Origin of the sequence: Lactobacillus hominis DSM 23910 = CRBIP 24.179 (genome assembly GCF_000296835.1) — a bacterium.
GTDB classification, from domain to species: domain Bacteria; phylum Bacillota; class Bacilli; order Lactobacillales; family Lactobacillaceae; genus Lactobacillus; species Lactobacillus hominis.
Window position 1 is genome coordinate 342,147 of sequence record NZ_CAKE01000002.1, and the last position, 23,008, is coordinate 365,154.

26 protein-coding genes and 1 riboswitch are annotated in these 23,008 nt (G+C 35.4%); of the genes, 15 read left to right on the top strand and 11 right to left on the bottom strand.

The genetic code is table 11. The features are described from left to right. Window positions 1–660, bottom strand: coding sequence for an alpha/beta fold hydrolase (locus BN55_RS02730; RefSeq protein ID WP_008470175.1), 660 nt, complete (start codon window positions 658–660; stop codon window positions 1–3). A 74-nt stretch (window positions 661–734) separates the two neighbouring features. Here BN55_RS02730 and BN55_RS02735 point away from each other — a divergent pair, with 74 nt between their 5' ends. Continuing rightward, a complete protein-coding gene (locus tag BN55_RS02735; protein WP_008470179.1) occupies window positions 735–965 on the top strand; it encodes a hypothetical protein in 231 nt (76 codons plus the stop codon). On the opposite strand, the gene BN55_RS02740 is transcribed toward BN55_RS02735, so the two are convergent. Then, window positions 962–1,789, bottom strand: a complete 828-nt coding sequence (locus BN55_RS02740) for a glycosyltransferase family A protein (protein ID WP_008470180.1) — start codon at window positions 1,787–1,789, stop codon at window positions 962–964. The genes BN55_RS02735 and BN55_RS02740 overlap by 4 nt on opposite strands. A gap of 119 nt (window positions 1,790–1,908) precedes the next feature. On the opposite strand from BN55_RS02740, the gene BN55_RS02745 reads away from it, so the two are divergent. After that, window positions 1,909–2,874, top strand: a complete 966-nt coding sequence (locus BN55_RS02745) for a DUF1002 domain-containing protein (protein ID WP_008470181.1) — start codon at window positions 1,909–1,911, stop codon at window positions 2,872–2,874. A 54-nt stretch (window positions 2,875–2,928) separates the two neighbouring features. Here BN55_RS02745 and BN55_RS02750 read toward each other — a convergent pair whose 3' ends face one another. Continuing rightward, window positions 2,929–3,666, bottom strand: a complete 738-nt coding sequence (locus tag BN55_RS02750; RefSeq protein WP_008470182.1) for a ribonuclease H family protein — start codon at window positions 3,664–3,666, stop codon at window positions 2,929–2,931. A 117-nt stretch (window positions 3,667–3,783) separates the two neighbouring features. On the opposite strand from BN55_RS02750, the gene BN55_RS02755 reads away from it, so the two are divergent. After that, the gene (locus BN55_RS02755; protein WP_008470183.1) at window positions 3,784–4,722 is read left to right on the top strand and encodes an alpha/beta hydrolase; all 939 of its coding nucleotides are present in this window, start codon (window positions 3,784–3,786) and stop codon (window positions 4,720–4,722) included. A 23-nt stretch (window positions 4,723–4,745) separates the two neighbouring features. Further along, window positions 4,746–6,203: a cardiolipin synthase gene (gene cls / locus BN55_RS02760; RefSeq protein WP_008470184.1), complete on the top strand. Its 1,458-nt coding sequence runs from the start codon at window positions 4,746–4,748 to the stop codon at window positions 6,201–6,203. Between the two features lie 37 nt (window positions 6,204–6,240). Here the strand turns inward: cls and BN55_RS02765 are convergent, their stop codons facing one another. Then, a complete protein-coding gene (locus BN55_RS02765) occupies window positions 6,241–6,717 on the bottom strand; it encodes a hypothetical protein (protein ID WP_008470186.1) in 477 nt (158 codons plus the stop codon). Window positions 6,718–6,854: 137 nt separating this feature from the next. On the opposite strand from BN55_RS02765, the gene BN55_RS02770 reads away from it, so the two are divergent. From BN55_RS02770 to BN55_RS02780, 3 genes are all read left to right on the top strand, one after another. Further along, on the top strand, window positions 6,855–7,574 hold the full coding sequence (locus BN55_RS02770) for an NAD-dependent protein deacylase (RefSeq protein ID WP_008470188.1): 720 nt from the start codon (window positions 6,855–6,857) through the stop codon (window positions 7,572–7,574). Window positions 7,575–7,695: 121 nt separating this feature from the next. Continuing rightward, window positions 7,696–8,226, top strand: coding sequence for a methylated-DNA--[protein]-cysteine S-methyltransferase (locus BN55_RS02775; RefSeq protein ID WP_040469173.1), 531 nt, complete (start codon window positions 7,696–7,698; stop codon window positions 8,224–8,226). Beyond that, on the top strand, window positions 8,213–8,995 hold the full coding sequence (locus tag BN55_RS02780) for a TerC family protein (RefSeq protein WP_008470192.1): 783 nt from the start codon (window positions 8,213–8,215) through the stop codon (window positions 8,993–8,995). Before BN55_RS02775 ends, BN55_RS02780 begins: the two co-directional genes overlap by 14 nt. Here BN55_RS02780 and BN55_RS02785 read toward each other — a convergent pair. Beyond that, window positions 8,992–9,354, bottom strand: coding sequence for a DUF488 domain-containing protein (locus tag BN55_RS02785; protein WP_008470193.1), 363 nt, complete (start codon window positions 9,352–9,354; stop codon window positions 8,992–8,994). The two genes, BN55_RS02780 and BN55_RS02785, sit on opposite strands and share 4 nt — an antisense overlap. A 73-nt stretch (window positions 9,355–9,427) precedes the next feature. Between BN55_RS02785 and BN55_RS02790 the strand changes: the two genes are divergently transcribed. The 4 genes from BN55_RS02790 (at window position 9,428) to BN55_RS02805 (ending at window position 13,162) form a co-directional block, all read left to right on the top strand. Then, window positions 9,428–10,066 (top strand): DNA-3-methyladenine glycosylase, encoded by a 639-nt coding sequence (locus tag BN55_RS02790; RefSeq protein ID WP_008470194.1) that lies wholly within the window; start codon window positions 9,428–9,430, stop codon window positions 10,064–10,066. Window positions 10,067–10,102: 36 nt separating this feature from the next. Beyond that, a riboswitch (Lysine riboswitch) is annotated at window positions 10,103–10,277 on the top strand. A 147-nt stretch (window positions 10,278–10,424) separates the two neighbouring features. Beyond that, window positions 10,425–12,020, top strand: a complete 1,596-nt coding sequence (locus BN55_RS02795; RefSeq protein ID WP_375710910.1) for an ABC transporter substrate-binding protein/permease — start codon at window positions 10,425–10,427, stop codon at window positions 12,018–12,020. Next, on the top strand, window positions 12,010–12,768 hold the full coding sequence (locus BN55_RS02800; RefSeq protein ID WP_008470196.1) for an amino acid ABC transporter ATP-binding protein: 759 nt from the start codon (window positions 12,010–12,012) through the stop codon (window positions 12,766–12,768). The genes BN55_RS02795 and BN55_RS02800 overlap by 11 nt, the downstream gene beginning before the upstream one ends. A gap of 127 nt (window positions 12,769–12,895) precedes the next feature. Then, a complete protein-coding gene (locus tag BN55_RS02805; protein WP_008470197.1) occupies window positions 12,896–13,162 on the top strand; it encodes a hypothetical protein in 267 nt (88 codons plus the stop codon). A gap of 54 nt (window positions 13,163–13,216) precedes the next feature. On the opposite strand, the gene BN55_RS02810 is transcribed toward BN55_RS02805, so the two are convergent. The 4 genes from BN55_RS02810 to BN55_RS02820 form a co-directional block, all read right to left on the bottom strand. Continuing rightward, window positions 13,217–14,140: an HNH endonuclease gene (locus BN55_RS02810; protein WP_008470199.1), complete on the bottom strand. Its 924-nt coding sequence runs from the start codon at window positions 14,138–14,140 to the stop codon at window positions 13,217–13,219. Then, the gene (locus BN55_RS02815) at window positions 14,141–14,788 is read right to left on the bottom strand and encodes a YfbR-like 5'-deoxynucleotidase (RefSeq protein ID WP_008470200.1); all 648 of its coding nucleotides are present in this window, start codon (window positions 14,786–14,788) and stop codon (window positions 14,141–14,143) included. 132 nt (window positions 14,789–14,920) lie between these two features. Beyond that, on the bottom strand, window positions 14,921–15,061 hold the full coding sequence (locus BN55_RS10125) for a hypothetical protein (RefSeq protein WP_008470201.1): 141 nt from the start codon (window positions 15,059–15,061) through the stop codon (window positions 14,921–14,923). Window positions 15,062–15,160: 99 nt separating this feature from the next. Then, the gene (locus tag BN55_RS02820; RefSeq protein WP_008470202.1) at window positions 15,161–15,571 is read right to left on the bottom strand and encodes an iron-sulfur cluster biosynthesis family protein; all 411 of its coding nucleotides are present in this window, start codon (window positions 15,569–15,571) and stop codon (window positions 15,161–15,163) included. A gap of 175 nt (window positions 15,572–15,746) precedes the next feature. Here BN55_RS02820 and BN55_RS02825 point away from each other — a divergent pair, with 175 nt between their 5' ends. The 3 genes from BN55_RS02825 (at window position 15,747) to htpX (ending at window position 18,427) form a co-directional block, all read left to right on the top strand. Then, a complete protein-coding gene (locus BN55_RS02825; RefSeq protein ID WP_008470203.1) occupies window positions 15,747–16,853 on the top strand; it encodes an SLC13 family permease in 1,107 nt (368 codons plus the stop codon). 114 nt (window positions 16,854–16,967) lie between these two features. Next, complete coding sequence (locus BN55_RS02830; protein WP_008470204.1) at window positions 16,968–17,525, top strand: LemA family protein; 558 nt, start codon at window positions 16,968–16,970, stop codon at window positions 17,523–17,525. Next, window positions 17,525–18,427, top strand: a complete 903-nt coding sequence (gene htpX / locus BN55_RS02835) for a zinc metalloprotease HtpX (protein ID WP_008470206.1) — start codon at window positions 17,525–17,527, stop codon at window positions 18,425–18,427. The genes BN55_RS02830 and htpX overlap by 1 nt, the downstream gene beginning before the upstream one ends. A 62-nt stretch (window positions 18,428–18,489) precedes the next feature. Here the strand turns inward: htpX and BN55_RS02840 are convergent, their stop codons facing one another. Together BN55_RS02840 and BN55_RS09520 are read right to left on the bottom strand one after the other, a co-directional pair. Continuing rightward, the gene (locus BN55_RS02840) at window positions 18,490–19,371 is read right to left on the bottom strand and encodes a zinc ribbon domain-containing protein (RefSeq protein WP_040469148.1); all 882 of its coding nucleotides are present in this window, start codon (window positions 19,369–19,371) and stop codon (window positions 18,490–18,492) included. A gap of 101 nt (window positions 19,372–19,472) precedes the next feature. Then, window positions 19,473–20,831, bottom strand: a complete 1,359-nt coding sequence (locus tag BN55_RS09520; protein WP_008470211.1) for a zinc ribbon domain-containing protein — start codon at window positions 20,829–20,831, stop codon at window positions 19,473–19,475. A gap of 320 nt (window positions 20,832–21,151) precedes the next feature. Here BN55_RS09520 and BN55_RS09525 point away from each other — a divergent pair, with 320 nt between their 5' ends. Next, a complete protein-coding gene (locus tag BN55_RS09525) occupies window positions 21,152–22,621 on the top strand; it encodes a C39 family peptidase (protein WP_008470213.1) in 1,470 nt (489 codons plus the stop codon). Window positions 22,622–23,008: the final 387 nt, after the last annotated feature.

Genomic DNA, 23,008 nt, shown 5'->3' on the forward strand with positions numbered 1-23,008 from the left:
TTAGTCCTTGCAAAACTCTTTAATTAAATCTAATAGTTTCAAACTATGTTCCACATAACTTTCATGACTTTGACGCGGCATAATAATCAACCTACTATCAGGTAAAATCTCGCTATACCAGCGTACATGCGCCACTTTTACCCAATCTTTTTCTCCAACTACGCATAATGTCGGAATTTTGATTTGTTTTAGTTTTTCAGGAGAAATGTACGTTTCTTTTAAAGCAACGCGACTATCGCGATCACCAATTAAAATGCTACGCATACTATTTAAGGTAATGTGACTAGCGCTAACGCCATTGCCATTAACGTAAGTTCCCGCAACAATTAATTTTTTAATTAAATTAGGATATTGATAAGCTAAAGACAATGCATCAACGCCGCCTGCACCATATCCCAAAATATAAGGTCTTTTTAGATCAAGCTTTCTAATAAAAGCTGCTAAATCTTGGACTTCGGTTTGATAATGCTCGCTTGGCTGACCTGAACTTAAGCCATGTCCTCTCATATCTGGTACATAAACTGTGTAATAAAGAGACAGGGGCGCTACTAATTTATCAAAAATAGCCCCATCTTGGTGGTGACCATGAATCAATATTAAAGGATGGCCTTGACCTAATTTTTGATAGTAAAGTTCAACACCATTAACTTTTATTTTCATATCTTTTCCTTTGCATAAAATTCATATTTACTTGTTAAAATTAAAGTAAATCTTTAAATAAGGAGCTGTTAACAATGAATAATGAATCCGTATTTTTTAATCCCGGAGATGCAATTGCTTCTTCGCATGACTTCAAAGAGGCAAGACGCAGCGCGCAAATTTTCAAAGCTGAAAAGCCAACTGCTGGTAAAATCGTCATTGCCGAAAATGATAAAAACGGCGAATTTGCAATTTACTATGCATCTGACGCAAAAAGCACACCACTTGGTGTTGGTGCGCCTCATCACATTAAAGATAGTCTCTAATTCTTCATATCCAAATCACCTAAAGCTGCTTTTTTGGCAGCTTTTTTATTTGGTTTTTGCTTTGCACGCTCAGCCATCAAACTCTTTATAATTTGATGCCAAACGCGATAATTAGCTCTAAAATTATCCGGAATCTTCTTTGGGTTAAGATCGTGAACCATACTGTCGCTACGTTGCCAGTAATGATATAAAGGAACAGAGTCAAAATAAAAACCATCTGTTAAAGAAACATACTTAACGTTAAAAATTTGATCTTCCATAAATGCTAAATCTTTAACAAAAGCCATATGGTGTTTTCTCACTACTTCAGTGCGATAGCCCTTATTCCAAGTGTAGCCTTTGACTGGCGATGTAAAAATATTGGTCATTTTTTGATAAACTTGCCGTTTATCAAGTAGGCCGCTTTCTTTTTTAGGATCAACTGGATGACTTTCATTACGACGCTGAGAGTCAATCCAAAATCCACATGAAACCATAGCGACTTTAGGATACTTCGCAAAAGCTTTCACAAAAAATGAAGTGTAGCCTGGATCAACCCAGTCATCCCCATCATGGAAAGTGAAATATGGCGTATCAACATGATTCATTCCGACATTACGTGCGTCAGAAAGTCCCCCATTTTTCTTATTTATTAAAGTAAAGTATAAAAATTTATCACGATAAGATTCCGCAATCTCGCGTGTCTTATCTTTAGAACCGTCATTAATAATCAATAACTTAAAATTTTTGTCTTCTTGATTCATCAATGCATCAAGCGCACGGCCTAGATACTTTTCCATATTATAGACCGGCATAATAACAGTTAATAATGGCTGGCGTAACACAAGCTCTAGCCTCCTTTGCAATTGATTATAGCATCTTAACACTTATTTACATAATAGTTCGTGAAAATTAGGTTATAATATATTCCATCCACATAGGAATATATAAGGAGAATGCGTAAATGAAGAAATTATTGACTGCACTTAGTGCATTTATTGTCAGTGGGATCTTTAGTATTTTTGCTTTACCTAATACCCAAATGGTCAAAGCTGATGATACTCCAGTTGTAACTTTGGGAACTTCATTAACTAGCTCTCAAAGACAAGGTACCATTAACACTTTAACTGCTTCTTTAAATTCAAGTAATTACCAAACTATTACTATTACTGGTAGCGACTTAGTAAAATATTTAAATCCATCTGGAGCTGACTTTACTAACGATTCTGGCGTTTGGTCTAGCGCAATGATTCAAAAGGCATCTTCAGGCAGTGGTATCAACGTCCATATTTTACCTTACAACGGTCGCAACAATATTACCACTATTACAGCTAATCAGTATAAAAACGCCGCTTTAACTGCTGGTATTAGCGATGCCGATATCTACGTTACTAGTGCCACTCCAATTGATGGATCAGGGGCACTTGCTGGCGTATATGCTGCATATGCTAAAAATGGCGATAAGTTAAATCAAGATCAAATTAACGCTGCTCAAAATGAAATGAATACTTTGAGCAAAATTACCCAGCAAAATAAAGATAAAAATGGTTACAGTGATGCACAATTAAACAACGCCATCGCTGGTGCCAAGTCGCAAATGGCTAAACAAGGACAAAATATTTCCAATAGTCAAATTCGCGATATTGTTAATAACCAAATCAATATCAATCATCTGGGTGATACAATTAATAACAATCAAAAAGAGCAAATTATTAACTTGTTAATTCAAATCAAAGATTCTGGTGCTTTAAAAGATAAAAATTTCCAACAGCAAGCCAGTCAATTAGCCGACCAAATTCAAGCTGGAGCTAAAAATATCTTTTCCAAATTTAACACTCCAGAAACTCGCAACTGGTTCCAAAAAATCGTTGATTCCGTAGTAAATTGGTTTAAGAGTTTATTTAGTGGAATCATGATTTTAAACAATTAATTTTAATTAAGAGAAAGGCGATCTCAAAAAGGATCGTCTTTTTTCATGGTCAAATTACATCTTATCCATATACTTATTTAATTCATGATCGACAAACTCATTGCCACGATTATTGGCATGCCCTTTTGTCCAATCAAATTGCGTATGAGGAAAATGCGTCAATAATTCATCGATTTCTTGCCACTGTTTTACATTGGCTAGACTGCCACTACTTTTCTTCCAACCACGTTTTTTCCAGCTAGTTAGCCAGTGCTTATTGATCGCATCTAAAACATATTTCGAATCTAAAACAAAACGTAAATTTTTATCATTAAAGTCGAGTTCAATTAATCTTTTTAGTGCTTTTATTAAAGCAGTCTGCTCCATCTTATTGTTAGTTGCACCTAATTCCCCACCAGCTTTATAGTCACGCTTATCTTGCCATTCAATTAAATAAGCCCAAGCAGCTTTATCAGTTGGCTTTACGTGGCCGCCTTTATAAGTACTGGTATTACGCGTACCGCCATCGGTATAGATCGTTGCAAAAAAATCTGAGTGATTATTGGCTTTTTTATTATCCACAATTTGTTGATTAGCTTGCTTTTTAATTTTATCAATTGCATTTTGTAAAGTATCTTCTTTAACTACGTTGGGTTGTGTTTCTTTATTCCAATTTAAATATGTCGTGGCATCGGTAATTTTTTCAAACGATTTATATTCTGCTCCAGAAAACCCATCAACTTGCGCTTTTGCTTCATCCCAAGTCCGGTAAATTCCAGGAGTGCGTCCTTTTTTAACAGCGTAAATTTTCATATTTACCTTCCTTTCAAATACAGTTTATTCACACCACATTTATCCTAAATGTTAAAATGTTTTTATCTACTTAACAAAAATTATAATATAGGTTTTTCTTAAAGAAAGGAGGAGCAAATGTTTTTTAAGCAAAAAAAATATGCTGAGAAAATAGATAAACATCGTAAAAAAAGTAAAGATGAAAAAGAACCCAGTTTATTTTCTTCAGTGACACTAGGTTTACTAGCTACTTTTACCGCCACGCAATGGATGCTTCATTTACATAAGCGTAAAATAGCTGATTCTTCTAAACGCCAAGCAAAACAAGGCGATTTTGAACAAGTGCCAATCATCTACATTCATGGTTTTCGCGGCGGCGACTATACAACTAATGTCATGATCCGTCAAACAACAAAGCTAAAAAAGAATAACAACTATCTAAAAGTCACCGTTGATGTTTTTGGCAACTTCAAGTTAGAAGGAACTTGGACTGGCGATGAGCATCCCTTAGTGCAATTAGTTTTCGAACAAAAAATAATCGGTATTTATGCAATTTGCTACCTCTTAAGAATGTCGCTCTCTTTTCTTTCTAAACGCTATAATTTCCACCATTATAATGCTGTGTCCCACTCGCTTGGTGCTCCTTGCACAGTTAAAACTGAAATGCACACTAGTTTATGGAAAAAATTTCCTCGTTTAAATAAGTGTGCTCTAATTGCCGGTCCCTTTGATGGTGTAATGTATTTAGGCGATATCCCTAATGTAAACCGGCTTTCTGAACGCGGACGGCCTGTTTTAATGAGTTATTCTTACATGGGGATGCTGCTTAGCCGGAGACGTTTTAATCCTAATATTTCAGTTTTAAATATTTATGGCAATACTTTAGACGAAACCAATACTGACCGCTTTATTTCAGTCGTTTCAGCAAAATCTATTCGCTATATTTTGGCCCCGGTAGCGCGTTTTTATCAAGAAGTAGAATTTCGTGGTAAAGATGCTGAACACAGCATGCTACATGATAATTTAATGGTAATTGATACAATTAATAAATTTTTAGGTTTAGAAAAAAATAGTTAGTTATAAATTAAGGCAGGTGCAGAATGTTTTGGGAAAATGATTTTATTCAGCTTTTACTAGCAGCTAATACGATCTTAGCCTTTTACGTCGTCTTTCGTCGCAAGCGTTCGGTAGCTGCCTCTTGGGCTTGGCTCATTATTTTAATCATCTTTCCGGTTTTAGGATTCATCTTATACGGTTTTGTTAGTCGCGGACTTTCTCAAGAAAATCTTTTCGCAATCAACAACCAAAAACACATCGGCTTAGACAATGTGAATAAAATGATTCCTAAAGTGGCTATGAAGGCCGGAAAATCTGATACTTCTGGCCAGGCCGATATTTTAATAGACTATTTCAACTGGAAAAACGACGCTCCTTTATCTAAAAACAATAAAGTTAGCTTTTTTACTGATGGCAAAGAAAAATTCAAGCATCTTTTTGAAGATATAAAAAAAGCCCAGGCCACTATCAATATTGAATACTATTCATTCATGAATGATGATTTAGGCAATAAATTTTTAGATTTATTAGTAAAAAAAGCTAAACAAGGGGTAAAAATACGTTTAATCTATGACCCTTGGGGATCTCCAGGAGCTACTAAAGCCTGGTTTCAACCGTTAATTAACCAAGGCGGCGAAGTAATTGCCTTTATTACGGCACAAAATATGGTCACAAAATGCCGGATGAATTACCACTTGCACCGTAAAGTTGTCGTTATCGATGGCAAAATTTCTTGGACCGGTGGTTTTAACGTCGGCGATCAATATTTAGGTAATAGTAAGAAATTTGGCTACTGGCGCGATACCCATCTAAGAATTGTTGGTTCAGCTTCTTTATGTTTGCAAGAAAGATTTGTCATGGACTGGAACGCTTCTATTCGCAATAAAGATCAAGCAATCATCTTTTCTGAACGCCTATTTCCTAAGATCACTGAAAGTAACTTATCTGCTAACGACGTCGCTACCCAAATCGTCAGCGATGGTCCCGATCAAGAAACGCCCTATTTAAGAAATGGAATGATGCGCCTAATGATGCTGGCACGCAAATCCATTTGGATTCAAACGCCCTACTTAGTTCCAGACGATCCCATGATCGCAACTTGGGTTACGGCTGCTCATTCTGGCGTCGAAGTCCGCATCATGATCCCATGTATGCCTGACCATCCTTTCATTTATCGGGCAACGCAATGGTACGCTAATTATCTGCTTCACGAAGGAATCAAAATTTATATCTATAACAATGGTTTTTTACATGCTAAAACCGTCACAGTCGACGATAACTTTAGTGCGGTAGGCTCAATGAATCAAGACTATCGTTCATATGAATTAAACTTTGAAGCAGATGCTGTTTTTTACGATTCAAATGTTACTAAGCAATTAAAAAATATTTTTGAAGATGACCTAAAAAATTGCAGCGAGCTAACTTTAGCTAAAACTAGTCAATGGTCGCGCTGGCTAAGGTTTAAACAAGCATTTTCAAGACTGCTATCGCCAATTTTATAGCAAAAGAAATAGGCTCCAAATTTTAGGAGCCTATTTCTTACATTATTTGTCTAACTTCAATTCCGACGTTTGTGCCAACGTATTTTCTTAAGACGCTAATTACATCGCTAACTTGCTTAGAAAAACGTAAATAATATGCTTGACGACGGTTCGTTTGAAAAATTGCCATAACTGTCGGCTTTTTAGTAGTTGGTACTTGAATTAAGGTAATGTGAGCTAAGTCGCTATACTTGATGGTGCGCTTAAAATAGCCACTAATTACTAAACGCTTTTTAGTTAAGCCTGAAAAGCCATCGACAATGCTTATCAGCAAAAAAGCCGCAATAAAAATATTCATCATTAAGTTAGGGTCATTGAAGTAATCTAAAGAAAAGCCCAATGATAAAAAGACCAAAGCCCAAAGTACAGAAGAAATTCTAAAACGAGCCCGGTAATCAATTATAGCTTGCCAATACCAGCTATAAAATAAATATCCAACAATATAAATACAAAGTGCAATATATAATAATGTCATCTTTTTTCTTTTTCCACCTAGTTTGTATACTTGAACTCATTATACCAGAACTATTTTACTATTAGCCTTATAATGAACTACGTGAGTTAATTTATTAGTATAACAAATTTTTTCTAAATCTAAAATGGAGGTTCAAGATGACTGAAACAAATGATAAAAAAATTGCACAGTTGCAGCAAGACTTAGATAATGCCGAACACATTACTTATTTGACAGGTGCAGGTGTTTCGACTCATTCAAACATCCCTGATTACCGCTCAAAAACTGGTATTTATAATGGCGTTAGTGAAAGTCCTGAAGTTTTGCTTAGTGACGACACTTTATATCATCATCCTGAAAAATTTCACGATTTCGTGATGAACAATATGTACTTTCCTAATGCCCAGCCTAATTTAATCCATAAAAAAATTGCACAAAGCTGCAATAAAAAAGGCCAATTAATTACACAAAACGTCGACGGACTCGATAAGAAAGCTGGCAATAAACACGTGGTTGAATTTCATGGGAATTTATATGATATTTATTGTACAAAATGCCATGAAAAAGTAAGTTACGAAGACTATAAAGAATCCTACCTTCATAAAAAAGATAATGGCATTATTCGACCAGGTATCGTTCTGTATGGAGAGCCAATAAATCAGAAAAAACTTATAGATTCTGTCAATGCAGTCCAGTCAAGCGATCTCATTGTTATTTGTGGAACAAGTTTTGTGGTCTATCCTTTTGCACAATTGTTATCTTATCGCAAACCAGATGCCAAAGTATGGATGCTAAACAATACGCAGATACCTAACGCCGACGGAGTTTATTCCATCATTGACGATGCACTCATCACTTTCTCTAAGTTAAAAATTTGATGTAATGTTATTTTTATTTCATTGCTTATTGACATTTTGTCACTTTTTGCTAACTATAATGTTATTTTTATAGTATACTATTTGTAAAAGAGACTTTTAGAAAGGGTGCGATTGAATGCTTATGCCGTTTTCCGACCCAAATATTTATTATTATGACAACGTTGAAATCAAACCCTGGACTTATCAATTAGCCGTCAGCAATACTGGCTTAGCATTTGTTGGGCTAAAAGATGATAATAAATATTCATCTATTTATACTTTTTATCCTAACCAAATGATGGTCCATGATCCTGAACGAGTTGAGCCTTACGTCAAACAGCTTAAAGAATATTTTGCTGGTACGCGTAAAAAATTCACGCTACCCATTGACTATGGAACTTTTGGTACTCCATTTCAAAATAAAGTCATCGAAATGATTCAAAAAATCCCTTATGGATCTACTGTAACTTATGGTGACTTAGCTTCTGCTATCAACGGTTCTACTTCAGTAAGAGCAGTCGCACATGCCGTTGCTCTTAACCCAAATTTAATTTTTGTTCCAAGCCATCGTGTTATCCTTAATGATAAGCAAGTAGGCGGCTATCGCATGGGTGCGAAAGAAAAATTACGCCTAATTAACTTAGAAAAGGGATATCTTAATGCAAATTCTTAAACTATATCAGCCTTTTTTTGATGGTGGTAACTGGGCACATGTTTTAACTAGCGGTAAAGATTGGATGATGATCTTAACCCTAATTTTAATGGAGTGCTTATTATCAGTTGATAATGCAGTAGTTCTTGCTGCTCAAACACAGGTGCTACCCAATAAAGATCAGCAAAGAAAATCTTTAGTCTATGGTCTATGGGGCGCTTATCTTTTCAGATTTATCGTAATTGGTATTGGAACTTATCTAATTAATTTTTGGGAAGTTAAGCTACTCGGTGGACTATATTTATTTTACTTAGTTTATAAGTATTTTTACGATGTTCGTCATCCTGAAAAAGTAGCAGCTGAAGAAAAGAAAAAAGAAGCTAATGAGAAAGAAAAAGTATTAAAAAAGGGCAAGCATCGCTTGTCCCTATTTTGGAGAACGGTTATATCCATTGAATCCATGGATATTGTCTTTTCAATTGATTCTGTTTTAGCCGCACTAGCTATGTCCAATAATCCCGTTGTCGTTTTGATCGGCGGGATGATCGGTATTTTGTGTATGCGTGGCGTAGCCGAAGTAATTATTAAACTCATGGAAATCATCCCTGAGTTGCAAACTATGGCTTATGTTTTAATTGCGATTATTGCTGTCAAACTGTTAGTTTCTCTGCCACCACTAAACTTTAAATTACCAGATACAATCTTTGCAATTATTGTTTTTTCTACTGTTGCAATTACAATAATTTTTCACTATGTACGTCAAGCGCACCACGGTAAAAGAATTCCTTAATGCAAATGATTCAATACATATTCTTTTAATGCAACCGCTTGGTTGCATTTTTTGTTTTTAGCACCATAAAGAAAGAGTACATTTTCTTTAGCTAAATGAGCTTTAACATCTGCCAAAAATCCTGCTGTATATGGATTCTGATCTAATTCTTTAAAGTATTTTTCTTTAAATTCAGGGTACTTTTCATCTTCATGATTAAACCATTCACGCAACTCACTACTTGGACCAATTTGTTTATCCCAACTGTCTAAATGAGCCCGAACTTTGCTCATACCTCGTGGCCATAAACGATCTACTAAAATCCGATATCCATCAGGCTGCTCATGATCATAAATTCTAACAAGTTCTATCTCTTTCATTGCAATCACTTTTCCTTTTTTATTTTCTATTCTAGAATTAGTTTAACGCAGTTAAATCAAAGTGGTGAATAATATGGATACTAATTCATTTTTTATAAATCGTCCAACAGCTGAGATTGCTCGAGACTTATTAGGTCGAACCCTAAGTTTCGATAACGGACAAGAAATTTTAAGCGGCACGATCGTTGAAGCTGAAGCTTATGTCGGAGTAAAAGACCGCGCAGCCCACTCTTATAATGGCAGGCGTAGCCAAGCCAACGAAGGATTATATCGAGCTGGCGGCACCTTATATATTTATTCGCAGCGCCAATATTTCTTTTTTGATGTCGCAACTCAAAAAGAAGATGAACCACAAGGAGTTTTAATTCGAGCAATTGAACCAGAAACTGGGATTGAAACAATGATTAAAAATCGCCATGGTAAAATCGGAACCTTATTGACTAATGGACCTGGCAAAATGATGCAAGCATTTGGTATTACTAGCCGTAAGTGGGATTTGCATCGCTTAGAAGATTCGCCTTTTGCAATTGATTTAAATAATAAAAAAGATATTGAAAAAATTATTGCCTTACCACGCGTTGGCGTCAGTCAAGCAGATCCTTACTGGGCAAAGAAAAATTTGCGTTTCATTGTTAGTGGCAATCCCTATGTTTCAGATATTAAGAAAAAAGATATTAAAGAAAATCACGGATTTATATTGACAAACAATTAGAAATCGTTTAATCTTTTCATCAGTTAAATAAATCCCCAATGCAATAGAGGTTGCGATAGTCACGAAATTAATGCGAGTTTGCGAAGACTTTGACCATTAATTTTAGGGCTTTCGCCGAAATGAACAAGACTTTCGTGAGTTGAGTTTGTTGGGTCGCAAGACAATATCTTGCGGACTGTCCTGGTAGTCCCCAGGGAGCGCTATATGATTTGGTTTAAATACTGATGATTCCACCTCGTTGTTTTTGGTTAACAACGAGGTTTTTATTTAGGCTTTTATTGTGTTGGCTTTATTTGAAATTATTTTTTTGGAGGTAAATTTCAAAGTGAAGTCAAAAACAACATGGTTTACTGCTTTAATGGCAGTAATTTTAAGTATTTTTATTGGTTTGCATTTCACTTCAAACCAAGCTCAGGCTGCAAGTAAAGAGCCTGTTTTAAAAATCGGAATGGAGGCTAACTACCCTCCTTATAACTGGACTCAAACCACAGATGCAAATGGCGCGGTTCCAATTGATGGTTCTAAACAATTTGCTAATGGTTACGACGTCCAAATCGCCAAGATCATCGGTAAGAAGTTACACCGTCGCGTAGTTGTAGAAAAAACGCAATGGGACGGCCTTCTTCCGGCTTTAACTTCTGGCAAGATCGACTTAATTATCGCTGGGATGTCTCCAACGACTGAAAGACGTAAAGCAATTAACTTTTCTAACCCATACCGTAAGAGTACTTTTGTAGTTATCGTAAACAAAGCAAGCAAGTACGCTACTGCTAAGAACTTGCAAGATTTTAAGGGTGCTAAATTAACTGCACAGCAAGGAACTCTGCACTACGATCTAATTAAGCAATTAAAAGGTGCTAACCGTGAACCTGCGATGCGTGACTTTTCAGCAATGCGTCAAAGTTTATCATCTGGCACTATTGATGGTTACATTGCTGAAGATATTGAATACGAAAGTTATCATCGTGTAAATCCTAATATCGTTGCTGTTAACTTAAACAAGATGTCTGGCTTTAATGTGCCTACTGATGATTCGATTACCAGTATCGGTGTTAAGAAGGGCAATACTAAGCTTTTAAACAGCGTTAACGATATTTTAGCTGGTATTTCTAATAAAAAGCGCGATCAATTAATGGCAACCGCAGTTAAAGAACAGCCTAAAGCTGGTAACTCTTCTTCAACTACTACTAAGAAAGAAAACTGGTTTATGGCAATTATGCGCCAATACGGTGGTATGATCTTAGGCGGTGTCGGAATGACCTTACTTCTTGCCTTAGTTGGTACTATTGCCGGATTCTTCATTGGTTTATTAGTTGGTATCGTCCGCACCATTCCAGCTCCAAAATCTGCTGGTAAGAAGTGGGGCTTAAAGATTGTTGACTGGATCTTAGCTGTTTATATTGAAGTTTTCCGTGGAACTCCTATGATGGTTCAAGCAGCCGTTATCTACTACGGAATTGCCCAATTATGGCACCTCAACTTAAACAGAACTGTTGCTGCATTAATCATCGTTTCTATTAATACTGGTGCTTACTTAGCCGAAGTTATCCGTGGTGGTATTAACGCTACTCCTAAGGGACAATTTGAAGCTGCTAGCGCTTTAGGTATGACTCACTCGCAACAAATGTGGCACATTATCTTGCCTCAAGCTATTAAGAACTGTTTACCATCAATTACTAATGAATTTATCGTTAACATCAAGGATACTTCAGTATTGAGTATTATCTCAGTATCAGAATTATTCTTCGTTGGTACAACTGTTGCCAGTCAAACATTCGAATTCTTCCAAACTTACTTCATTATTTCAATGATTTACTTGATCCTAACCTTCTCAATTACTCGTATCTTTAACCTTATTGAAAGAAAACTAGAAGGTCCTAAGAACTACAACTTAATGGCTAACCAAATTCAAGTAGAAGATCCAAAGGAGACCGGATTTGAACATGAACAATAATATTGAACAACCTATTTTACAAGTAGAACATTTACAAAAAAACTATGGTGCCCACAAAGTCTTACGTGATATTTCTTTTAATATTAACCAAGGCGAAATCATGACAATCATTGGGCCTTCTGGTGGTGGTAAATCTACTATGCTTAGATGCATCAACTTATTAGAAGATCCTACTGGTGGCAAGATCCTTTTTCACGGCAATAACATCTTAGATCCTAAGTTTGATTTAAATATCTACCGTTCAAAAGTTGGCATGGTATTTCAACAGTTTAATCTTTTTAACAATAAAAACGTCCTTCAAAATTGTATGATCGGTCAAGAAATGGTTCTAGGTCGTTCAAAAGATGAAGCTAAAGAAACTGCTCTTAAAAATTTAAAGAAGGTTGGTATGGAATCATTTGTGGATGCCAAGCCTAGTCAATTATCTGGTGGTCAGCAGCAACGTGTCGCAATTGCACGTGCTATTTCAATGGATCCAGAAGTCTTACTTTTTGATGAACCAACAAGTGCCCTTGACCCAGAAATGGTTGGCGAAGTTTTAAATACTATGAGTGCCCTAGCTAAAACTGGTTTAACAATGGCAATTGTGACCCACGAAATGGGCTTTGCACGTGATATTTCTGATCAAGTTTTATTTATGAGCGATGGTGTGATTACTGAACAAGGCACCCCTGACCAAATCTTTAATCATCCCCAAGAAGAAAAAACGCAAAAATTCTTGCGTAACTTCAGAAGCGAACAATTTTAATTACAAAAAAAGATTCCGTGAGGAATCTTTTTTTGTCATCAAAGTCCAATTAATTGAATTAGCAATTTTTAAGATCCATACTAAATATGAAAAGATAATAGATGGTACTAAAGAAGGCGTTACAATTATGTTCACTTTTGTATTTTGGATACTTCTTATTTGGTTTATTGTTAATATAATTTGGATGTGGTTTGTTCTTAATAAACAAACTTGCCAAAAGACTTTTGCTTGGGTTAATGTTTGCGTAGTTATTATTGGTTTTTGGGTTCTTTATGGACTTCACCACAACCCAGGAGCTGTAGCCGATTGGTTTACTTGTCTTAACTGGGCCAACGTTGTTTTAGCCTGCATCCAGTTTTACTTTGGCTATCGCAAAATCAGCACTGCGAATTAAATAAAAATATTAATAACTAAAAAGCAGCCAAGAAGCTGCTTTTTTAGATTAATTTTAAATAATATCTAAATTTTCTTGTTCTTTTTCTAGCTTCCAGCCTGCTTCAAAGTAACTCTTGCGACTATTACGCAAGGCATCATAATCGCTTTGCAAACCATCAATAGCATCTTGCAATTTCTTATTTTGTTTACGAATTGCATTTAATTCTGGATCATTGACTACACCGCGCAAGTGAACTTGTCCTGCGAGATATCGTTTTGCGTGGGCAAATTCTTCTTTTAAACTAGCTAAGGTATCTTCATACTTAACTAGCTTTTTATTGACGCCTTTAATGCGGTCATTTAACTTAGTAAACAATTCATACGGCATGTTGGATTTAATAGTATTGCATTCACTGCAAGATAAAATCAAATTATCAAAATTGTTGTTATGTGACAAAGACACTGGATCTTTATGATCGACGCTAGTGCCACGCCGACCACAATATTGACAGCGATAATTATACTTAGCGCGGATTCTTTCACGGTCAATATAATCGACTTCATTAAGTGAAAAATCTGCTTTAACACCCAAATTTTCCATATTAACTGCAAAATCAACGCCTAATTTGGGAACATAGTCTTTTTTTCCATCTTCACTGGCAATAATTGCTTGATTAAAATCTTTTCTAGCAATTTGGGCTTGAGCTACTTCATTACTATCAAAATCCTGAATTAAAGCTTCATATTGCTTTTTTTGATCTCGTGAAACCAAATAATCTGCCTGCTTGAGCAGCTTAGAATCAGTTTTCTTGCCTTCAAAACCATACAGCATTACTTGGGCCGTATCTTGAATAACTTTATTTTCAAAATCAGCTGGATTTAATCTGCGCTGAATACATATATCACAAATACTAGTTAATTTAGGGTTAAGCAAGCCTGCCTGTTTAAAATGCAGACTATCAATTCTCAACCCACATGAAGCACATTCAAACTTCACTTATTTATCTTCTCCCATTAATAAAATACTAAAGGCAATGCGCTGCATCTTATCTTTACCAGCAAAATCGCCTTTAAATAAGTCTGGTAAAATTTTCTTAATAAAATATTGCACGCAAACCAAATCATCAAATTTTTTAATTGTTTCTAGACTCTCTTTAAACATCTGCATAAAAACTGGATTAGGATTGCCTAATTCAATTTCACCGTATGCTTCATACAAAAGATCTAGCTTATCGCAAATAGATAAAATCTTGCCTTCTAAAGTGTCATCTTTTCCTTCAGACAAGCGTTTAGTGTAGATTTCTTGGAATTCTTTAGGGATTTCTTCTTTGATAAATTTAGCAGTCATGGTTTCTTCAACATCCCCAATCATCTTTCTCAATTGAGGCGTTGCATATTTAACCGGAGTTTTGATATCGCCAATGAATCTTTCGGTGTAATCATGGTTCAAACTCTTTTCATAAAGAGCCTTCCAGTTAATCTTTTGTTTACCAACAACTTCTTCGATATCTCCCATCATTTGAGCAAGCTCTGCTGTTCTAAAAGAGTGATCAGCAACTGAGTGGTGTTGATATTTAAAATAACCTGGTGCACGATCAATTGACTCTAAACTGTTAAAACCTTGAATATATGCATTTAAACCCATAATATCTTGCTCCTCTTCCATTTACTATTTTTAAAAATGTCTAAAATTTTCACTATCATAGCAAATCCTAACTCTACTTGCAATAGAAAACAAAAAAAGAGATGCCGCAAGGCATCTCTTAAAGTAAATTAATTACTTGTTTTCATCTTTAGCTGCTTGGTTTAAGAATGCAACAACTTCTGCTGCTCTCTTAACACGAGCTTTAGAGTTTCTCTTGTTCTTAGGTCTTAAGTTAGGAGTAACACCAGTGTTATAGTTTTCACCTTTACGCATAGATCTATTCTTCCTCTCAATTTAAAATTTTCGAAAATCTTTTATTATCATAGCACGAAAAGCCAGGATAATTCAAGACTTCCTTGAGGATTCTTAAATCTAGCAGATTTTTCCACCAAGTTTTTCCATTTCTTCTTTAGATAACTTCTTGCCTTCAAACTTATTAATTGAAACGCTGCCGTCAATAATTCCCTCATCACTCGAAAGTGACAGAACGCTATTGCGCGCATTTAAAATTAAACCATTATCTAAAAATTGCAATTCATCTTTTGAAGTATACAAATTTAAATCCATATTATTTTCAATTTTTAAATTAAAAGCGGGATCTTTTTTATCTAAAATTACCAATTGAAAATCAGCACCAATTGTACAAGTACCGCCTAACTTAGAATAGCCGTTAGAGCCATCGTTTAAGGCTAATAAGACGATGCTATCAGGTTGGATTTTGGATTTAATAGCTTCTTGAGCTTGCGGTTTAATGACTATTTTTAAATTCTTTTCATCGATCATATACAAACCTCCCATGTAAGTTACTAACTAAAGTATAGCAAGATTCTTGCTTTTTTATTAGTATTTTGCCTAGAAAAAATTATAAAAAACTCATTTGCGTTATGAAAAAACGTTGCGTACTCGCAAAAAAGAGTTCAGAATAGATATGTTGAATTATTTTTAAGAGGGGACCTTAATGACCGTCATCAAGAATATCGCTAAAGACCGAATCCTTCAAATTACGGTCATCTTAACGATTATCAGTCTATTTTTTGCCAGACCTCGAATAGGAGATATTAATTTTCATACTCTATTCTCCATCTTGGCAATGCTGACGATTATTCAAATATTTGCCTACTTGCACGTCTTAGATGTACTAGCTTATAAATTAACTACTAGCGCCAGCAGTACGCGCAAACTAACAGCAACGTTTACTTTCTTGTCTGTTATCTCGGCAATGTTTTTGACTAATGATATAACCGTATTAACTTTAATACCGCTATATTTAACAATTGCGCGTAGACATCACTTACCTGAAATTTTACCAGTCACTTTGATTGGGATGGGAGCTAACATTGGAGCCGCTTTTACTCCATGGGGCAACCCGCATAACATCTTCGTAGTAAATCGCTACAATGTTTCTCCGGGGACATTCTTCACGTGGTCGCTGCCTTTACTGCTAGCTAGTTTGATTTTGCTAGTCATTTTATTAGTTGGCGTTAAAGATAAAAAGCTACCAACTGTTCCATTAGAAGATATCAAAATCAGCTGGCGTCCAACGGCTTTGACTATTGCAGTAGCTATTTTCTTTTTCTTTGGGGTTTTTAATGTGGTACCAGCTTATGTGCCCGCTATTGTAGCTATTGCATTAGCTTTATTTATCAATCCCACTATTTTACTGCATCTAGATTATGCACTGCTGCTGACTTTCACATGCTTTTTTATCTTCATCAGTGATATTCAGCAAATACCATTTATTGTATGGATTATTAAGCAAACAATGTTCTCAGAACATTCTGTATTTTTGACTTCTATTATTTCCAGTCAATTCATTTCTAACGTTCCATCTACTATCTTAATTGGTAAGTTCACCAATTATGCGGAAGCACTTTTCTTAGGATCAAACATCGGTGGATTTGGTTCGATTGTTGGTTCAATGGCTAACATGTTAGTCTTTAAAAGTTTTTCTGAAAATGGAACAGTTTCTAAAAAGAAATTTTTCTGGGTATTTTCAGGTTTGCAATTAATCGGCTTAGTTGCTTTAACATTACTTGGCTGGTTTATATTAGACTTTGTAATTTAAGAATTTTAAAAGACGTGGCTTTACACGGCTTTTTTTCTGTCTATAATATTAATAATTTGATAAAATACAAAAAAGATTATACGCAATTAGTATTTAATAGAAAGAGGACCAAGTATGGGACTTACATGGGTTATTATTGTCATTTTAATTCTACTAGTAGCAATCTATATTGCAATTTATAATGGCTTACAAAAAGCAAAAATTCATGCTCAAGAAGCCTGGAGTCAAATCGACGTTCAATTAAAACGTCGTAACGATTTAATTCCTAACTTAGTGGAAACTGTTAAAGGATACGCAAAACACGAAAGTCAAACTTTTGAAAAGGTTGTTGAATTACGTAATCAGTTAGTAAATACTCCTGCTAGCGACCACCAAAAGCAAATGGAAGTTTCTAACCAAATTACTGATTCATTAAAGAGTATTTTTGCTTTATCAGAAAACTACCCTGACTTAAAAGCAAACCAAAACTTCTTGAAATTACAAGAAGAATTAACTAATACTGAAAACAAGATCGCTTACTCTCGTCAACTTTACAACTCAACAGTGGCCTTCTTTGATCAAAAATTGGCAACTTTCCCATCCAACCTAGTTGCTAAAATTCACGGATTTACCAAGATGAACTACCTCGAAACACCAACACAAGAAAAGGTGGTTCCTCAAGTTAAGTTTTAATGCTTTACCAGCAAATTGCGCAAAACAAGCGTAAAACTGCCTTTTTATTAATTATTTTCATTATAATTTTAGCCCTGGTTGGTGCAGGACTCGGTTATATGATTAATAATGAGCCACTTGTAGGCATAATTTGGGCAGTTATTGGCAGTTTAATTTATCTTTTTATTGTCTTGCAAAATCCAGCTAATTTAGTCATGGATTTAAATCATGCTCAAGAAATCAAAGAACAAGATGATCCAGAATTGTACCACGTTGTCCAAGACATGGCACTCGCTGCTCAAGTACCAATGCCACGTGTTTATTTAATTAATGATCCTAGTCCAAATGCTTTTGCCACGGGCCGCGATCCTAAACACAGCAGCGTAGCTGTAACTAAGGGCTTACGTGAAAAACTAAATCGCGAAGAATTGGAAGGCGTTTTAGGGCATGAATTATCGCACGTACGCAACTATGATATTTTAGTATCAACAATTGGAGTTGTGTTAGTAGCCGTAATTTCATTTATTGCCAGTTTTGCTTCACGCTATTTTTGGTGGTTCGGCCCGTCTGATTCACGAGACGATGATCGCGAAAGCAGCAATGCAATTGAAATGATCTTTAAATTAGTCGCAATTGTCTTTGTTTTAATCTTAGGGCCACTTGCTGCAAGCCTAGCTCAAATGGCACTGTCGCGTAATCGGGAATACTTAGCTGATGCAGGAAGCGTAGAATTAACTCGTAATCCACAAGGTTTAATTTCTGCTTTAGAAAAGATTTCTAACAGCGGTCCGATGAAGCAAGCAGATCGTTCAAGTGCAGGGATGTACATTGAAAATCCATTTAAAAATGGTCATGGGTTTTCTAGTTTATTTGACACTCACCCACCGACAAGCGAGCGTATTAAACGATTAGAAAAAATGTAAATATCAAAAAAACGTAGATGAATTGATTTTCATCTACGTTTTTGTTTTGGCTTTTATTTAAATTAAAAACCAAGTGATTTAAGAGTATTGGCAGCCATACCTATAAAGATAAATGTTGCAACTAAGATAATCACAAGTAAAATTAACGCTCCAAACAAACGATCACGCTTAGCTGGCTTATTACCCATACCGCTAGAAATTACACTAGCTAAAAACACAAGATTCATTGCAAATGCTAAAAAGGCAATAAAATTGTTAGCACCGCCAATAAAGGCTAAGATAAAAATTACAACGCTCAAGATCATGTTGTAGTTGCTTGCTTGACCAATTTCATTTAATTGATCAACAAAGCTGACCTTATCTTGGAACAAAAAGATGCGGGTTACCCAAGCACCAATAATCATCACTAATGAAGAAATAATAAGGGCAAAGAATAATTGCACACCGACGTTTTGAACTTGTTGGCTAGCATAGCTTGATACTTGCGGAATAAGTGAACCTATACCAGAAGTAACCGAGCTAACACCTTTTTGCATCATTTCCCAGCATGCAATTGAGAATAATAAGATTTCGAAGGCAAGATCAACAATTCCGTACCATTTTTCTTTAGCTAAATCAGCACTTGGCGTCTTCCAAGAAGCAACGAGCCATTCCCAGTAAAGGCTAAAGCCGCTTGGGGCAGCTGGTTGTTGTTGAACTTCAGTGCGGCGCATGCCAGTATTTTGAACTGATGCACTTTGATTAGTAGGCGCACTTTGCGTTGGCTGTTGAACTGGAGCTGCTTGTTGAGTTTGTTGTGGTTGCTGAGTTGGTGCTGATTGCTTTTCAGCTGGCTTTTGATTTTCATTTTCTTGTGCTGGAACTTGTCTTAAATCAGCTCCACAGCTAGTACAGAAATTAACATCAGCTTCCATTAAAGCTCCACAATTGGGACATTTTTTCATCGAATACATACCTCACTTTTTTATTTTCATTCTTTTTATTTTACTATTTTATGTAATTTAATAAAGCAATTTTTTGTATCTCACAAAATTACTAGTGCCTTTTAATCATCTTCATTTTCGCTCTTAATAAGCTTGTATTTGCCCAAATCTTTAATCTTATATTCAGGATCATCTTGCGTACCAACATTCTTAATTACACAGCCATCCCATTCATTAACTTGATGGTTAGTTTTATCTTCAAAGTCAAAATCGTAAGTGACGGTGAAGTTAACTGTTGTTTCATCACTAGCACTGAGATGCAAATCAGAAACCTTTACATCACAATTGCTGATTCTAATAAAGCCATCCATATCAGAAATCTTTTTCAATGCATCTGCAATTAAATGGTATGCCTTACTATCTTTGCCACCAACAAAGGCATCAGCATCAGGTTCGTCAGTATTTAACTGATCAGTTAATAAACGCTCTGCATCATCTTTGCTAATAGAACCAGCAAATTGAGGTTCAACCTTGTAATCAGTGCTACCATCAGCATCAACTTCTAAGTTTTTAATAGTTTCAGATGTTACAGTCTTGCCATCTAGCTTAGTTTTTACATATAAGGTCATACCATTAGTTAATGGATAATCTTCAAAAGTCTTAATTCCATCTTTGTTTAATTTGCCAACTTTTTCATCATTAATATATACGTCCGCATTCGGAATGCCTTTGACTTTAAAAGTTCCCGTCTTAATAGCTAAATCCACTTCCGAATTAGAGTTAATGTTTTGGTTAGAAACAGCTTTTAAACTTCTACCATGGATTTTAGAGCGAACTTCAATTTTATGAGTTCCTTCCATGACTGGATCCATCTTGCAAGAATACATATCACCACTTTTAACAAACTTTCCTTGCTTTTTACCGTCGACAAATAGTTCTGAATTAGAATGATTAGTATTAACTTGCGGATTATATGTCGGCACTTCTAATTTATAATTAGGAAAAATCAGCCACTTATGACCATCTTGAACTAATTTATAATTTTGATATTGACCACTCATCGTCAAAGCATTTTCAATATCACTGCGATTAGACGATAATTTTTCAAAATTTTGCTGAGTTGCTTTAGCACTGGATTTAGTAACTTTGACTGAATCATCAGCCGGCTTAATTACGCTTGCTGCATCGCCATTTTTATTGGTTAATTCATAGACAATATGCGATACTTGCTTGTCTTTTGAATAAACATTATTTCCTACAGCAACCAAAATCACTATTACCGCAACTAAAACAATACCCGTAATTAAGCTCCACTTTTTCTTTTTAGACATTGGCGCTTTAACAGCAGGACTTGCAGCATTAGTTTGCTTTTGACTAACTGCTGGTTTTACTTCCTGCTTAATTTCAGCGCCACAATTGGGGCAAAACTGCGTATCTTCTTTGATCGGTTTTCCACAATTAGGACAAAACTTTTTATCCATAACTTTCCTTACTCCCATTTTTATTAAATTTCGCTAAATTAGGTTTCCCTTTATATAGCCAAAATTAAATTTATCATGAATTTTGCCGAACTTTAATAGAACTTTTTATTTTTTATATTTACCACTATAAAAGAATACTTGTTATATATTTTAGGAATTGTTTAATACTTTTTTCTAGTAACATAATTTAAAACGCCTGCTATTCTATAATATAAGCCGATTTACTGTTATATTATTTAGCTACTTATCTAAATTTTTTCTTGTCACTCGCCCAATTGTGACGTATAATTCCTGACGAAAATATTTTTGGAGGAAAAGACATGAAAAAAAGATCTGCAATTCTTTTATCTACTCTATTTGCTGCTGGCGCATTAGCAATCAACACTAATGTAGCTAAGGCAGATACAACTGATACAGCAAGTGCTAGTGATACTATTTATGTTCCTGCAAAACAGGACGTAGTAAATCAAAACAGTACTACAAACACTCAAACTACTGGCAGCAATGCTGCTAACAGCCAAGCTCAAGCCAATGCTTCTGCTCAAACTACTAACCAACAACCTACTAAAGGTGAAACCAAAGCACCTGCAGCCCCTACTCGTAAAGTAGTTGCTGACAACTTTGTAGGTAAAATCAATTACAAAAAGGGCTACGGCGTTAACCTTTGGAAGCTTAACGATGATAACTCATTAACTTGGGTTGCACCTCGTAGACTTCAAAGTGGTTCTAAGTGGAAGGTATTTTCTTACACTGACTTAACTGATAAGAATATGCGTCTTTACAACCTCGGTGGTAACCAATGGGTTGACGGACAATACTTAGTAAATGCTGCTAACAACAAGAAAGTAGTTGCTAAACCGCAAACTGCTACTCCAGCAACTAAGCCTTCAAACTCAAACAATGGAATGACAGCTCTTCCTAAAGGCTCATTCGTAGTTGTTGGCTATGTACCACATGCAGGTATTGCTCTTTATAATGAACATAACAACGCAATGCACTTTAGCGGTCGCCATTTACCAAATGGTTCTGCATGGTCTACATTTGGCAAAAAGAGCGTTAACAACAAGCTTTACTACAACTTAGGTGGTAACCAATGGGTTGATGCTGGTTGGGTTGTTGAAGGTGTTGCAAATGGCAAATACCGCGTTTTAAAAAACAATGCTGGTTCACGTGAATACTATACTACTCAATACAACCCAGTATTTGCTCCATGGGGCTGTGCTTCTGCAGCATTATCAATGCTTATGAAGTATGATGGCAATTGGAAGAATGTTCCAGGCTCTACTGAAGAAGCTAAATTAAGATATATGCAAGATCACTTACCACGTAACAAAGCTAACGGTGGTCAAGATGGTAACCCTTATAACGGTGCAGGATTTACTGCAGTTATTAATTCAAAAGCTTTGACTAACTACGCACACGCCCTAGGCGATGGCACGATCAGAGATATTTCTGGTGCTTCTTTAACCAGCATTGCTAAGTTAGTTGAAGCAGGCCACCCAGTTCTTTACTACGGCTGGTCTTCATACAATGGTAACGGTAAAGGTACTGCCGGTCAGCAATGGGCAAGAAACCACTGTAAAGTAATCTTTGGTTACAACCCAGCAAACAATACTTTCTTAGTACACGACCCACTTTACATGAACAAGCACTTTTACAAAGGTGGTAGTGGTCAACGTGAAGGTATTTACAACGGCTACGACTTCGGTCCTATCGCTTGGGTAAGCGCAAGTGCAATTTCTCGTGAATTTGCATACAAGGGCGGAAACAACGCTTTAACTACTATCTAATTGAGAAATTCAAATAAATTTAAAAAGAGATGATCAAAAAATGATCACCCCTTTTTTAGTTATATAAAATAACAAAATATTTAAGTATTAAATTGCTTCTATTATAAAATCGCTAAAAGCGTTATATATCAATGTCATTATGCAATTTATTAAATAACAAACGCCAATATTTAAAATAACGATTATATAAATTTATAGTTTATATGTTCATTCAATTCGAATATATCATAAATATAATTTTATGGTTATATAACTATATGTTAATTAATAACGTGCTAAGGTCCATTTAATAAATCCTCTAAAATAGCATCACATCAGTTATTTATGCATTATTTTATATATTTGCTGTTTTTAAAAAATATTTTTCAATTTATTTAATCGTCTTCT

Coding starts and splice junctions, on each gene's coding strand:
- BN55_RS02730 (WP_008470175.1), bottom strand. CDS start 660: ATGAAAATAAAAGTTAATGGTGTTGAACTTTACTATCAAAAATTAGGT.
- BN55_RS02735 (WP_008470179.1), top strand. CDS start 735: ATGAATAATGAATCCGTATTTTTTAATCCCGGAGATGCAATTGCTTCT.
- BN55_RS02745 (WP_008470181.1), top strand. CDS start 1,909: ATGAAGAAATTATTGACTGCACTTAGTGCATTTATTGTCAGTGGGATC.
- BN55_RS02750 (WP_008470182.1), bottom strand. CDS start 3,666: ATGAAAATTTACGCTGTTAAAAAAGGACGCACTCCTGGAATTTACCGG.
- BN55_RS02755 (WP_008470183.1), top strand. CDS start 3,784: ATGTTTTTTAAGCAAAAAAAATATGCTGAGAAAATAGATAAACATCGT.
- cls (WP_008470184.1), top strand. CDS start 4,746: ATGTTTTGGGAAAATGATTTTATTCAGCTTTTACTAGCAGCTAATACG.
- BN55_RS02765 (WP_008470186.1), bottom strand. CDS start 6,717: ATGACATTATTATATATTGCACTTTGTATTTATATTGTTGGATATTTA.
- BN55_RS02770 (WP_008470188.1), top strand. CDS start 6,855: ATGACTGAAACAAATGATAAAAAAATTGCACAGTTGCAGCAAGACTTA.
- BN55_RS02775 (WP_040469173.1), top strand. CDS start 7,696: ATGCCGTTTTCCGACCCAAATATTTATTATTATGACAACGTTGAAATC.
- BN55_RS02780 (WP_008470192.1), top strand. CDS start 8,213: ATGCAAATTCTTAAACTATATCAGCCTTTTTTTGATGGTGGTAACTGG.
- BN55_RS02785 (WP_008470193.1), bottom strand. CDS start 9,354: ATGAAAGAGATAGAACTTGTTAGAATTTATGATCATGAGCAGCCTGAT.
- BN55_RS02790 (WP_008470194.1), top strand. CDS start 9,428: ATGGATACTAATTCATTTTTTATAAATCGTCCAACAGCTGAGATTGCT.
- BN55_RS02795 (WP_375710910.1), top strand. CDS start 10,425: ATGGCAGTAATTTTAAGTATTTTTATTGGTTTGCATTTCACTTCAAAC.
- BN55_RS02800 (WP_008470196.1), top strand. CDS start 12,010: ATGAACAATAATATTGAACAACCTATTTTACAAGTAGAACATTTACAA.
- BN55_RS02805 (WP_008470197.1), top strand. CDS start 12,896: ATGTTCACTTTTGTATTTTGGATACTTCTTATTTGGTTTATTGTTAAT.
- BN55_RS02815 (WP_008470200.1), bottom strand. CDS start 14,788: ATGGGTTTAAATGCATATATTCAAGGTTTTAACAGTTTAGAGTCAATT.
- BN55_RS10125 (WP_008470201.1), bottom strand. CDS start 15,061: ATGCGTAAAGGTGAAAACTATAACACTGGTGTTACTCCTAACTTAAGA.
- BN55_RS02820 (WP_008470202.1), bottom strand. CDS start 15,571: ATGATCGATGAAAAGAATTTAAAAATAGTCATTAAACCGCAAGCTCAA.
- BN55_RS02825 (WP_008470203.1), top strand. CDS start 15,747: ATGACCGTCATCAAGAATATCGCTAAAGACCGAATCCTTCAAATTACG.
- BN55_RS02830 (WP_008470204.1), top strand. CDS start 16,968: ATGGGACTTACATGGGTTATTATTGTCATTTTAATTCTACTAGTAGCA.
- htpX (WP_008470206.1), top strand. CDS start 17,525: ATGCTTTACCAGCAAATTGCGCAAAACAAGCGTAAAACTGCCTTTTTA.
- BN55_RS02840 (WP_040469148.1), bottom strand. CDS start 19,371: ATGAAAAAATGTCCCAATTGTGGAGCTTTAATGGAAGCTGATGTTAAT.
- BN55_RS09520 (WP_008470211.1), bottom strand. CDS start 20,831: ATGGATAAAAAGTTTTGTCCTAATTGTGGAAAACCGATCAAAGAAGAT.
- BN55_RS09525 (WP_008470213.1), top strand. CDS start 21,152: ATGAAAAAAAGATCTGCAATTCTTTTATCTACTCTATTTGCTGCTGGC.